The sequence below is a fragment of the Sinomonas sp. ASV322 genome (genome assembly GCF_030908245.1).
Lineage (GTDB): Bacteria > Actinomycetota > Actinomycetes > Actinomycetales > Micrococcaceae > Sinomonas.
Genome location: NZ_JAVFJJ010000001.1, coordinates 312,075 through 324,565, shown reverse-complemented (window position 1 = coordinate 324,565; position 12,491 = coordinate 312,075). Strand labels below are relative to the sequence as shown.

Genomic DNA, 12,491 nt, shown 5'->3' with positions numbered 1-12,491 from the left:
ATCTGCCAATGTCATCCAGTAAGGCGGGACTTAGTTGAGTGACTGATGCATCACACACCCCGGCGGGCCCCACGGAGGCCGCGCACTACTACCTTGCGTAGAATGTATGGGTGCTCAGAACCGGTACCCCCTGCCTCGAGATCGAGGGGCTGATCCACGACGTCGGCCCGATCGCCGCCGAGGCGGGCCGCATGAAGCGCGTGCTCGCCGGGGTGGACCTCGCGGCCTACCCCGGGCAGGTCACGGTACTCCTCGGCGTCAACGGCGCCGGGAAGACGACGACCCTCGAGTGCGCCCAAGGACTCCGGCGCCGCACAGGAGGCACGATCCGCCTCCTCGGCGAGGACCCCCAGACGGCGAACGCCGAACTCCGTTCGCGGGTCGGCGTCATGCTCCAGGACGGCGGCCTCCCGCCGTCGGCACGCCCTCTGGCGCTTCTGCAGCACGTTGCGGGCATGTACCGCAATCCCCTCCCCGTCGCCGATCTTGCGGAGCGGCTCGGGCTCCATGAGTTCGCCGGCACGACGATCCGCCGCCTCTCGGGCGGCCAGAAGCAGCGCGTCGCACTCGCCGCAGCCCTCGTCGGGCGCCCCGACGTCGTCTTCCTCGACGAGCCGAGCGCGGGCCTCGATCCGCAATCCCGTCAGGTCGTGTTCGATCTCATCGCCGACCTGCGCGCGCAGGGGCTCGGCATCATCCTGACCACCCACCTGCTCGACGACGCCGAGCGGCTCGCCGACTGGGTCGCGATCCTCGACCGCGGCCACATCGTCGCCGAGGGAACCGTCGCGGAACTCCTCGGCACCGAAACGACGACGGCGCGCCGCCTCACCCTTCGGGCGCCGGCAGCCCTCGACCTCGCGGAGGCGTTCTCCGGCACCGAGCCTGTGAGCATCTCGGAGACGCCCGCGGGCCACTACACGATCGACGGCGAGCTCTCGACGGCACATCTCGCAGCCCTCGCCCGATGGCTTGACGCACGCAGGATCATGCCGAGCTCGCTCGAGCTCGGGCGCCGCAGCCTCGAGGACGTCTTCCTCGACATCGCCGAAGCGTCCGCCCAGGAAGAACTCGCCGGCACCGGAAGGAAGTCAGCATGAGCGCCGCTCCCTTGGCCGCGCGCGTGTGGCAGCAGGGCCGCTACGAGACGCTCGCGATGCTGCGGAACGGAGAGCAGCTCGTCCTCATGCTCGTCCTGCCGCTCATCGCAATCATCGGCCTCACCGTCACACCGTTTCTCGACGGACTCGGCGCGAGCCGCATCGACATCGCCGCGCCGGGAGTGCTCGCCCTGTGCACACTCTCGGTCGGGTTCACGGGCCAAGGCATCGCGACGGGCTTCGACCGGCGCTACGGCGTGCTGCGCTTCCTCTCGACGACGCCGCTCGGGCGCGCGGGTCTCATCGCGGGCAAGGTCATCGCCGTCCTCGTCGTGTTCGCTCTCCAGGTCGTCGTGATCGGCGGAGTGGCGCTCGCTCTCGGCTGGAGGCCTTCGCTCCCTGGGGCCCTCCTCGGCCTCGTCCTGCTCGCGCTCGGCGCAGCCGTGTTCACGGCGCTCGGGTTGCTCATCGCGGGAACCGCACGGCCCGAAGCGACACTCGCTGTCACGAACCTCGTGTGGATCCTCTTCGGCGCGTTCGGCGGCATCGCCCTCCCAAGCACGCGTCTGCCGTCGCAGATCGCCGGCATTGTCGCCTTCCTCCCGTCGGGAGCGCTCGGCGACGCCGCGCGCGCTGCGTTCCTGCATGGAGCGCTCGACATCCCGGCCGCCGTCGTCCTCGTCGCCTGGGGGGCCGTGGCCGGCCTCGCCGCCGTGCGATGGTTCAAGTGGAACTGAATAGACCCCGGAAGAAGGACTGATCATGTCCCAGACCGCCGTCGCCCGCTTCGTCGGCTGGCTCCCGACCGAAGTCGACGCCCGTGTGCGCGCCCTTGCCGCGGCGTCGCTCGTCGGCCAGATCGTGCTCATCGTGACCGGCGGAGCCGTGCGCCTCACGTCCTCCGGACTGGGCTGCCCGACGTGGCCGCGCTGCACGGCCGACTCCCTCACAACGACCCCCGAAATGGGCTTCCACGGCGTCATCGAGTTCGGCAACCGGCTGCTCACGTTCGCGCTCGCCGCCGTCGCGCTCGCGATGGTCGTCGCGCTCTGGAACCTCCGCAAGAAGCGCGGCGACCTTTTCTGGCTCGCGATCGCGCTGCTCGCGAGCATCCCGGCTCAAGCAGTCATCGGCGGCATCTCGGTCCTGACGCAGCTCAACCCGTGGGTCGTGGCGCTGCATTTCCTCGTCTCGATGGCACTCGTCGTGTTCGCGACGCTTCTCGTCAACCGGACCTATGGGCGGACCGGGGCCAACATGACGCGCACGCTCCCCGCGCTGCCCGGCTCAATGCGTCCGGTCATGCTCGCCACGGCCGTCGCGGCCGCGCTCGCCGTCGTCCTCGGCGTCGTCGTCACGGGTGCCGGCCCGCACGCGGGCGACGCAGACGCTCCGCGCAACGGCCTCGACTGGGATCTCGTCTCCCACATCCACGCTGTCCCGGCCTATCTCGTCACGTTCGGCGCCCTCTTCGGCGTCGTCGTGGTGGTTTCGCGCCGTCTCCACGGGCCGTTCCGCAACGCCGTCGCGGCGCTTCTCGGCCTCACGGTGCTCCAGGCGGCCATCGGTATCACGCAGTACTACACGGGCATCCCGGCGCTTCTGGTCGGCCTCCACATGTTCGTCGCGGCATTGCTGATGGCGGCAGCCGTCAACGCCGCAGACCTCGCTCGCTGGAGCCCGAAGGCCTAGCCCCCAAGGGCACGGCGGTGCGACGTCGCCGTCGCGCGGCTCAGCCGACGATCGGTGCGCCGACGAAGGGGTCAATCGCGAGGGCGAGGAAGAGCACCGTGAGGTAGCTGATCGAGCCGTGGAAGACCTTCATGGCCTTCTTGTCCTCGATCTCCTCACGCTGGGCGCGCGCGTAGAGCGCGTGGGACTCCCACAGGAACCATCCGCCGGTCGCGGTCGCCGCAATCGTGTAGACCCAGCCCGCGTGCCCGAGCGGCACGAGGAGGAGCGAGCAGATGACCATGGCCCACGCATACAGGACGACCTGAACCGAGACGATCTTGGCCCCCGCCACGGCACCGAGCATGGGAACTTGGGCGTTCCGGTAGTCCTCGCCATACCGCATCGAAAGCGGCCAATAGTGCGGCGGCGTCCAGAGGAAGATCACCATGAAGAGGACGACGGCGGGCCACGCCACGGTGCCGGTCACGGCAGCCCACGCGATAAGCACCGGGAAACATCCCGCGGCGCCTCCCCACACGATGTTCTGAGCCGTGCGGCGCTTGAGCACGAGCGTGTAGATGACGACGTAGAAGAAGATCGCGGCGGCCCCGAGTACCGAGGAAAGCGGGTTCGCGCCGAACCAGAGGATCGCGAGGGACGCGATGCCGAGCAGCCACGCAAAGGCGAGGGCCTCGCGCGGCGTGACCTCGCCCGTGACGAGCGGGCGGTTCTCCGTGCGCCTCATGAGGCGGTCGATGTCGCGGTCGATGTAGCAGTTGAACGCGCCCGCGCTGCCGGCCGCGAACGCGCCGCCGACCAGGGTCGCCGCGATGAGGCCCAGAGACGGGAAGCCGCGCTGCGCGTAGATCATCGTGGGAAGCGTGCTCACGAGCAGGAGTTCGATGACGCGCGGCTTGGTGAGAGCGACATATGCCTTGAGCTTGCGGACGATCCTTGAGCCCTTCGGGCGGGATGGAGCGTGGGCCTCTGTACTCACGGGTGCGCTACTCTTTTCTGCTTCTCCGACGAACCTCCATCATACCCGCGCACGTGTCGGGACGGTTTCGGCAGCTTCACGCCCGCCACGGTGTCCCGTGATTCACATTAGGCCCAATTTCCGGCAAACCACTGACCCCTGCCGAGCCGCGTGCGTAGTATGTGAGCTGGTTGTCCCGTTGTCGCAACGCGAGGGATACACAAGAAGACGTTTCAATGGTGAACGGCCGGCCGGCATCCGAGGGCCCACCATGACGGGGACCCGCGGGGCCGGAGGCCGTCTGCGATGGAGAGGGGCTCGTTTCCGTGCCTGCTGTTGATGTTGATGTTCTGACGTGGACCGATGTGGACCGCAAGGCGGTGGACACGATCCGCGTGCTGGCGGCGGATGCGGTGCAGAAGGTGGGCAACGGGCACCCGGGCACGGCGATGAGCCTGGCCCCGGCGGCGTACCTGCTGTTCCAGAAGCTCATGCGGCACGACCCCTCGGACCCGGCGTGGATCGGCCGCGACCGGTTCATCCTCTCCCCCGGGCATTCGTCCCTGACCCTGTACATCCAGCTGTTCCTGGCCGGGTACGGGCTCGAGCTGGAGGACCTCGAGTCGCTGCGGACGTGGGGCTCGCTGACCCCGGGCCACCCCGAGTACGGCCACACGAAGGGCGTCGAGATCACGACCGGCCCGCTCGGGCAGGGCCTCGCGTCCTCGGTCGGCTTCGCGTACTCCCAGCGCCGCGAGCGGGGCCTGTACGACCCGGCCGCCGCGGAGGGCACCTCCCCGTTCGACCACACCGTGTGGGTCATCGCCTCGGACGGGGACCTGCAGGAGGGCGTGACCTCGGAGGCGTCCTCGCTGGCCGGGCACCAGGAGCTGGGGAACCTCGTGGTGATCTACGACGAGAACCACATCTCTATCGAGGACGACACCGACGTCGCGTTCACCGAGGACGTCCTGGCCCGCTACGCCGCGTACGGCTGGCACACCCAGCGGGTCGACTGGACCAAAACCGGAGAGTACGCCGAGGACGTGCCCGAGCTCTACGAGGCGCTGGCCGCGGCCAAGGCCGAGACCGGGCGCCCCTCGATCATCTCGCTGCGCACGGTCATCGGCTGGCCGGCCCCGACGAAGCAGAACACCGGCAAGATCCACGGCTCGGCCCTGGGCGCCGACGAGGTCGCGGCCCTGAAGCAGGTCCTGGGCTTCGACCCGGAGAAGTCCTTCGAGGTCGACCCGGAGGTCCTCGCGCACACCCGGGCCGCCCTCGAGCGCGGACGCGCCGAGCGCGCGGCCTGGCAGGAGTCCTTCGACGCGTGGGCCGCGGCAAACCCCGAGGCCGCTGCGCTGCACGCGCGCATCGAAGCCCGCCAGCTCCCGGCGGGCTGGGAGTCCTCGCTTCCGGTGTTCCCCGCGGGCAAGGACGTCTCGACCCGCGCCGCCTCGGGGAAGGTCCTCAACGCGATCGGCCCGGTCCTGCCCGAGCTCTGGGGCGGCTCAGCCGACCTCGCCGAGTCGAACAACACCACGATCGAAGGCTCGCCCTCGTTCATCCCGGCGTCCCGCTCGACCGCGGCGTGGAAGGGCAACCCCTACGGGCGCGTGCTGCACTTCGGCATCCGCGAGCACGCTGCCGCCTCGATCGTCAACGGGATCACCCTCGGCGGGAAGACCCGCGCGTTCTCCGGCACGTTCCTGATCTTCTCCGACTACCAGCGCCCCGCGATCCGCCTCTCCGCGCTCATGGGCATCCCGTCCACCTATGTCTGGACGCACGACTCGATCGGCCTCGGCGAGGACGGCCCGACCCACCAGCCGGTCGAGCAGCTGGCCTCGCTGCGCGCCATCGTGGGCCTCGACGTCGTCCGCCCCGCGGACGCTAACGAGGTCGCCTACGCGTGGAAGACCATCCTGGAGAACACCGCAAACCCGGCCGGTATCGTCCTGACCCGGCAGAACCTGCCCGTGTACGAGCGCGGCGACGGCGCCTTCGGCGACGTCTCCGGGGTCGCCAAGGGCGGCTACGTCCTGGCCGAGGCCCAGCGCGACGGCGCCGAGACCACCCCGGACGTGATCCTCATCGGCACCGGCTCCGAAGTCCAGCTCGCCGTCGAGGCCCGCGCGGCCCTCGCCGCCGAGGGCATCGCCGCCCGCGTAGTCTCCATGCCCTGCGTCGAATGGTTCAAGGCCCAGGACCCCGCCTACCGCGAGTCCGTCCTGCCCGCCGCCGTGACCGCCCGCGTCTCCGTCGAGGCCGGCCTGGCGCTGGGCTGGCGCGAGTTCGTCGGCGACAACGGCCGCACCATCAGTCTCGAGCACTACGGCGCCTCCGCCGACTACAAGACCCTCTTCCACGAGTTCGGCATCACCGCCGAGGCCGTCGCCCAGGCCGCCAAGGACTCGATCGCCACGGCGAGCTGACCCGCTCGCCCGCCCGATCACCCCCCACCAAGGAGAACCCACCATGACCACCCCCACCAAGGCCCTCTCCGACGCCGGCGTCTCCATCTGGCTCGATGACCTCTCCCGCCAGCGCCTCTCCGACGGCTCGCTCGCGGCGCTGATCGCCGAGAAGAACGTCGTCGGCGTGACCACGAACCCCTCGATCTTCCAAGCCGCGATCTCCAAGGGCCACGGCTACGACGACCGGCTCCGCGAGCTCGTCGCCGCCGGAGCCGACGTCGAGCAGGTCGTCTTCGAGCTCACGACCGCCGACGTCGCCGACGCGTGCGACCTCTTCGCCCCCATCGCCGAGGCCACCGGCGGCGTCGACGGGCGCGTCTCGATCGAGGTCGACCCCCGCCTGGCGTGGGACACCGCCGGCACCATCGCCGAGGCCCGCCGCCTGCACGCCAAGGTCGGCAAGGCCAACGTCCACATCAAGATCCCGGCCACCCTCGAGGGCCTCGAGGCCATCGCCGAGACCCTCGGCGCCGGGATCAGCGTCAACGTGACGCTGATCTTCTCCCTCGAGCGCTACCGCGCCGTGATCAACGCGTTCGTCAATGGCCTCGAGAAGGCCAAGGCCAACGGCCACGACCTCTCCACCATCCACTCCGTGGCCTCGTTCTTCGTCTCCCGCGTGGACACCGAGATCGACAAGCGCCTCGACGCGATCGGCACCCCCGAGGCCGCCGCGCTCAAGGGCAAGGCCGGCCTGGCCAACGCCCGCCTGGCCTACCAGGTCTACGAGGAGGAGTTCACCTCCGAGCGCTTCAAGCTCCTCGCCGACGCCGGCGCCCTCCCCCAGCGCCCGCTGTGGGCCTCCACCGGGGTCAAGGACCCGAACCTGCCCGACACCCTCTACGTCGCCGGCCTCGTCGCCCCCGGCGTGGTGAACACCATGCCCGAGAAGACCCTCGACGCCACCTACGACCACGGCCAGATCACCGGCGACACCGTCACCGGCACCTACACCGACTCCAACGCCCACCTCGACGCCCTCGAGAACCTCGGCGTGTCCTACAACGACGTCGTCGCCGTCCTCGAAACCGAAGGCCTGGACAAGTTCGTCGCCTCCTGGAACGAACTCCTCGCCGACGTCGAAGGCACCCTCGCTGCCCTGGCGCAAGGAGCCCGCGCGTGAGCGCCCTCACGTTCGACGCGACGGGTGCCGCGCGTGAGGCCATCGAGGCCCAGGTTCGCCAGTTGGCGGCCGACGGCGTGGCAAGCCGGATCTTCTCGAAGGACCCCACGCTGTGGGGCAAGGACGCGGAGGACGAGTCCTCGAAGCGCCTCGGCTGGGTTGACGCCGCGAGCGTCTCGCAGCCCCTCGTCGCGGACATCGTCGCCCTCCGGGACGCCTTCCGGGCCGAGGGCGTCGACCGGATCGTGCTGTGTGGAATGGGCGGATCGTCGCTCGCGCCCGAGGTCATCACGGCGACCGCCGGGGTTCCCCTCGTCGTTCTCGACTCGACCGACCCCGAGCAGGTTGCCGGCGCGTTGGCCGAGCGCATCGAGGCCACGGCCATCGTGGTCTCCTCCAAGTCTGGTTCGACCGTGGAGACCGATTCGCAGCGCCGTGCCTTCGAGGCCGCATTCGAGGCGGCGGGCATCGACGCGAAGCGGCGCATCGTCGTCGTCACCGATCCCGGCTCACCCCTCGAAGCGGCGAGCCGCGAGGCCGGGTACCGCGCCATCTTCAACGCCGATCCCACCGTGGGCGGACGCTACTCGGCGCTCACCGCGTTCGGGCTCGTGCCGTCGGGTCTCGCGGGCGTCGACATCCAGGCGCTCCTCGACGAAGCCGAAGAAGCCGCAGAGCTGCTGCGCGAGGACTCCGAGGACAACATCGGGCTCCAGCTTGGAGCCGTCCTCGGCGGAACCTCCCCGCTGCGGGACAAGATCGTCATCGTCGAGGACGGTTCCGGGATCACGGGCTTCGCGGACTGGGCCGAGCAGCTCATCGCCGAGTCGACGGGCAAGATCGGCAGGGGGATCCTCCCGGTCGTCGCGTCCGTGGACTCGCCCGAGGTGAACGACGGCGCCGCGGACGTGCTCGTCGTCCGCCTCGTCACCGCCGACGCCGAACCCTCCCTTGATGCGAACGAGGCGGCCGTCGGCGGGACCCTGGCCACCCAGATGCTCGTATGGGAGTTCGCGACCGCGATCGCCGGCCGCCTCCTCGGCATCAACCCGTTCGACCAGCCCGACGTCGAGGCAGCGAAGGTCGCTGCGCGCGGCCTGCTCGACGCGCGCCCGGAGCCGACCCGGGCCAATTTCGCCGAAGGCCCGATCGAAGTGCGCGGCGGTGAGTGGCTCGGCGGCGCAGCGACGGTCGAGGAGGCCCTCAAGGCGCTTCTCGCCCAGCTCGGCCCCGACGGATACCTGAGCGTCCAAGCGTACCTGGACCGTTTGGCCTTCCCGCAGCTCGAGGGCGTCCGCGACGCCTTCGCGAAGGCCACGGGCCGGCCGACGACCTTCGGTTGGGGCCCCCGGTTCCTTCACTCGACGGGCCAGTACCACAAGGGCGGCCCCGCTGTCGGCGTGTTCCTCCAGATCACGGCCGCGACGGATGTCGACGTCGAAATCCCGGGGCGTCCGTTCACGTTCGGCCAGCTCATCGAGGCTCAGGCCGCGGGCGACGCACAGGTCCTCGCGGAGCACGGGCGCCCCGTGCTGCGCCTCCACCTCACCGACCGTGCAGCCGGCGTCGGGCAGCTGACCGAGCTCGTGTCGGCGCTGGCCCGCTGAGGCACCGAGCCGCCGGCCCGGCCACCACGGCCGGGCCGGCGGCTTTTGCTGCGCGTTGTGTCGCGCGGACCGCCCACGATGGAATAGAAAGGCATCATGCCAGAGAACGACTACGGCGCGACCGGGTCGAAGCGGCGCAACCCGCTGCGCGACCCTCGTGATCGGCGCCTCAATCGCATCGCGGGGCCGTCGTCGCTCGTGCTCTTCGGAGTGACAGGCGACCTGGCCCGCAAGAAGCTCATGCCCGCGGTCTACGACCTCGCGAACCGTGGCCTGCTCCCGCCGAGCTTCGCCCTCGTGGGCTTCGCCCGGCGCGAATGGGAGAACGAGGACTTCGCGGAAGAGGTCAAGGCCTCGGTCAAGCAGTACGCCCGGACGCCCTTCGACGAGGCGGTGTGGGCCCAGCTCAACGAGGGAGTCCGCTTCGTTCAGGGCTCGTTCGACGACGACGAGGCGTTCGAACGGCTCAAGGACACGCTCGCCCAGCTCGACGAGCAGCGCGGAACGCGGGGCAACCACGCGTTCTACCTGTCAATCCCGCCCAAGGCCTTCGAGCAGGTGTGCCGCCAGCTCTCGGAGCACGGACTCGCGCAGGCTACGGACGGCCAGTGGCGCCGTGTGGTCATCGAGAAGCCGTTCGGTCACAACCTCGAGTCGGCGCGGAAGCTCAACGACATCGTCGAGTCGGTCTTCCCGCCGGACGCCGTCTTCCGCATCGACCACTACCTCGGCAAGGAAACTGTCCAGAACATCCTGGCCCTTCGCTTCGCCAACCAGCTCTTCGAGCCGATCTGGAACGCCAACTACGTCGACCACGTCCAGATCACCATGGCCGAGGACATCGGCACCGGCGGACGCGCTGGCTACTACGACGGAGTGGGTGCAGCGCGCGACGTCATCCAGAACCACCTCCTCCAACTCCTCGCCCTCACCGCGATGGAGGAACCGATCTCCTTCGACGCCGAGGACCTTCGCGCCGAGAAGGAGAAGGTCCTCGCCGCGGTGCGGCTGCCCGAGGATCTCTCGCTCCACTCGGCCCGCGGCCAGTTCGCGGGCGGCTGGCAGGGCGGAGAGCTCGTCAAGGGCTACCTCGAAGAGGACGGCATCCCCGCCGATTCGACGACCGAGACGTATGCCGCGATCCGCGTCGACATCCACACGCGACGCTGGTCCGGCGTCCCGTTCTACCTGCGTGCTGGCAAGCGGCTCGGGCGACGGGTGACGGAAATCGCCGTCGTGTTCAAGAAGGCCCCGAACCTCCTCTTCAGGGACCAGAGCACCGATGAATTCGGCCAGAACGCCGTCGTGATCCGGGTGCAGCCGGACGAGGGCGCCACGATCCGCTTCGGATCGAAGGTCCCCGGCACCCAGATGGAGGTGCGCGACGTGAGCATGGACTTCGGCTACGGCCACTCGTTCACCGAATCGTCGCCCGAGGCGTACGAGCGCCTCATCCTCGACGTCCTGCTCGGCGAACCGCCGCTCTTCCCCCGCCACGAAGAGGTCGAGCTCTCGTGGAAGATCCTTGACCCGTTCGAGGAATACTGGGCGGCGACCGGCGACAAGCCGGAGCCGTATGCACCTGGCAGCTGGGGCCCCGCGTCCGCGGACGCGCTCATGGCCCGCGACGGACGTTCTTGGAGGCGACCATGATCATCGACCTTCCGCACACCACGACGTCGAAGGTATCGAAGGAGCTCATGAACCTCCGCCACCAGGGCGGCGTCGTGGCGCTCGGACGGGTCCTCACGCTCGTCGTCATCACGAAGCACGGATACGAAGAGGAAGCGATCGAGGCCGCCAACCAGGCGAGCCGCGAGCATCCGTGCCGCATCATCGTGCTCGTCGACTCGGGGCGTGACTCCGCCGACCGCATCGACGGCCAGATCCGCGTCGGGGGCGACGCCGGTGCGTCCGAGGTCGTCGTCCTGCGCGGCTACGGGCGCCTTGCCGAGGAGAACGAGTCGCTCGTCTCGGCGCTCCTGCTCCCCGACGCCCCGATCGTCGCGTGGTGGCCGCACGGGGCTCCCGTGGATGCCAGCGCGTCGTCGATCGGCTGCATCGCCCACCGCCGCATCACCGACTCGGGCAACGAGCCGGACCCCACCGAGGCGCTGTACCACCTCCGCGAAACCTACCGCGCGGGCGACACGGACCTTGCGTGGACGCGCCTCACGAACTGGCGCATCCAGCTGGCCGCTGCCCTCGACCAGGCGGACGACACCCCCGTGACGGCCGTGACCGTCGAGGGCGCCTCCGACTCGCCGAGCACGGTGCTCCTCGCGGCGTGGCTCACCCTTGAGCTCGACGTGCCGGTCACCATCGTGTCCGATCCGGCGGGGACCGGCATCCGCCGCGTCCGTCTGAGCCGCGCGTCGGGCGACGTCCAGCTCTACCGCCCCGGCCTGACGGTCGCCGAGCTCACCCAGCCGGGACAGCCGTCCCAGCGGATCGCCCTTCCCCGCCGCACCCTCGAGGACTGCCTCGCGGAGGAGCTGCGCCGCCTCGACCCCGACGAGGTGTTCGGCGAAGTCCTTGCGGAGGGCCTTCCGCGCACCAACCTGAGGAGTGTGACGCCCAGTGAGCGCTGATCCCCGCGTCAGCATCCATCCGGATTCGAGCGTGCTGCTCGCGGCCATCGCGGCGCGGCTCATCACGAAGCTCGTCGACACCCAGGACAAGTACGGGGACGCGACCATCGTCCTCACCGGCGGATCGATGGGCATCGGGACGCTCCGAGCCGTCGGCGACTCCCCCGCATGCGCCGCCGTCGACTGGTCGAAGGTCAACGTGTGGTGGGGCGACGAACGCTTCGTCGAGGCCGGTTCCCCCGACCGCAACGTCCTCCAGGCCAGGCAGGCCCTCCTCGACAGGCTGCCCCTCGATCCGGCGCGCGTGCACGTTCCGGGCGCTGCGGGCGAGTTTGCGACAGCCGACGACGCCGCCGCGGACTACGCGAGGCAGCTCGCCGATGCCGCTGCCCGCGAACACGTCGCGGACTACTCCGACAGCCGCCCGGACGAGCCGGGGCCGCTCCCACGCTTCGACGTCCTGCTCCTCGGGGTGGGGCCGGATGCGCACGTGGCCTCGCTCTTCCCCGAGATGGCGGGCATCCGCGAGACGGGGCGAACAGTCGTCGGCGTCGAGAACTCGCCCAAGCCGCCGCCGTCGCGCATCTCGCTCACGCTGCCCGCCATCAAATCTTCAGGAGAGGTCTGGATGCTCGTGGCGGGCGAGGACAAGGCTGGAGCCGTTGGACTCGCGCTGGCAGGGGCGGGGACCGTTCAGGTCCCGGCGGCGGGGGCCCGCGGACGCGATCGCACGCTGTGGCTCATCGATGCGGCCGCGGCCGCGAAGGTGCCCGGGAATCTCCTCCGCAAAGAGCCGGCCTCGGCTTAGTCCGAGAGGTTGCGCCACTAGTTCAAGGGTCAGGTCCTGCGGGTGGAACACCCGCAGGACCTGACCCTTGAACGATTGAGGGGGTGGAACACCCGCAGGACCTGACCCTTGAACGGCTAAGGGGCGGGAACAGCA

10 protein-coding genes are annotated in these 12,491 nt (G+C 69.9%); 9 read left to right on the top strand and 1 reads right to left on the bottom strand.

The window, feature by feature from the left end; all coding sequences use genetic code 11:
- Positions 1-110: 110 nt before the first annotated feature.
- Genes RBS12_RS01465 through RBS12_RS01455 form a run of 3 tightly spaced genes read left to right on the top strand, consistent with a single transcriptional unit; the run spans position 111 to position 2,792 of the window.
- Complete coding sequence (locus RBS12_RS01465; protein ID WP_307964264.1) at positions 111-1,100, top strand: ABC transporter ATP-binding protein; 990 nt, start codon at positions 111-113, stop codon at positions 1,098-1,100.
- Positions 1,097-1,837 carry an ABC transporter permease gene (locus tag RBS12_RS01460; protein ID WP_307964263.1) on the top strand — a complete coding sequence of 247 codons (741 nt, stop codon included), beginning with the start codon at positions 1,097-1,099 and terminating at the stop codon, positions 1,835-1,837. The genes RBS12_RS01465 and RBS12_RS01460 overlap by 4 nt, the downstream gene beginning before the upstream one ends.
- Before the next feature lie 25 nt (positions 1,838-1,862).
- Complete coding sequence (locus RBS12_RS01455) at positions 1,863-2,792, top strand: COX15/CtaA family protein (RefSeq protein WP_307964262.1); 930 nt, start codon at positions 1,863-1,865, stop codon at positions 2,790-2,792.
- A gap of 40 nt (positions 2,793-2,832) precedes the next feature.
- Here the strand turns inward: RBS12_RS01455 and RBS12_RS01450 are convergent, their stop codons facing one another.
- A complete protein-coding gene (locus RBS12_RS01450) occupies positions 2,833-3,771 on the bottom strand; it encodes a heme o synthase (RefSeq protein ID WP_307964261.1) in 939 nt (312 codons plus the stop codon).
- 305 nt (positions 3,772-4,076) lie between these two features.
- Here RBS12_RS01450 and tkt point away from each other — a divergent pair, with 305 nt between their 5' ends.
- The 6 genes from tkt to pgl all read left to right on the top strand — a co-directional run bounded on the left by tkt (position 4,077) and on the right by pgl (position 12,356).
- Positions 4,077-6,185 (top strand): transketolase, encoded by a 2,109-nt coding sequence (gene tkt, locus RBS12_RS01445; protein ID WP_307964260.1) that lies wholly within the window; start codon positions 4,077-4,079, stop codon positions 6,183-6,185.
- A gap of 43 nt (positions 6,186-6,228) precedes the next feature.
- Positions 6,229-7,350, top strand: coding sequence for a transaldolase (gene tal, locus RBS12_RS01440; protein WP_307964259.1), 1,122 nt, complete (start codon positions 6,229-6,231; stop codon positions 7,348-7,350).
- Complete coding sequence (locus RBS12_RS01435; protein ID WP_307964258.1) at positions 7,347-8,957, top strand: glucose-6-phosphate isomerase; 1,611 nt, start codon at positions 7,347-7,349, stop codon at positions 8,955-8,957. The genes tal and RBS12_RS01435 overlap by 4 nt, the downstream gene beginning before the upstream one ends.
- A 96-nt stretch (positions 8,958-9,053) precedes the next feature.
- Positions 9,054-10,610 carry a glucose-6-phosphate dehydrogenase gene (zwf, locus tag RBS12_RS01430; protein ID WP_307964257.1) on the top strand — a complete coding sequence of 519 codons (1,557 nt, stop codon included), beginning with the start codon at positions 9,054-9,056 and terminating at the stop codon, positions 10,608-10,610.
- Complete coding sequence (locus RBS12_RS01425; protein ID WP_307964256.1) at positions 10,607-11,548, top strand: glucose-6-phosphate dehydrogenase assembly protein OpcA; 942 nt, start codon at positions 10,607-10,609, stop codon at positions 11,546-11,548. Before zwf ends, RBS12_RS01425 begins: the two co-directional genes overlap by 4 nt.
- Positions 11,538-12,356: a 6-phosphogluconolactonase gene (gene pgl / locus RBS12_RS01420; RefSeq protein ID WP_307964255.1), complete on the top strand. Its 819-nt coding sequence runs from the start codon at positions 11,538-11,540 to the stop codon at positions 12,354-12,356. The genes RBS12_RS01425 and pgl overlap by 11 nt, the downstream gene beginning before the upstream one ends.
- Positions 12,357-12,491 lie beyond the last annotated feature (135 nt).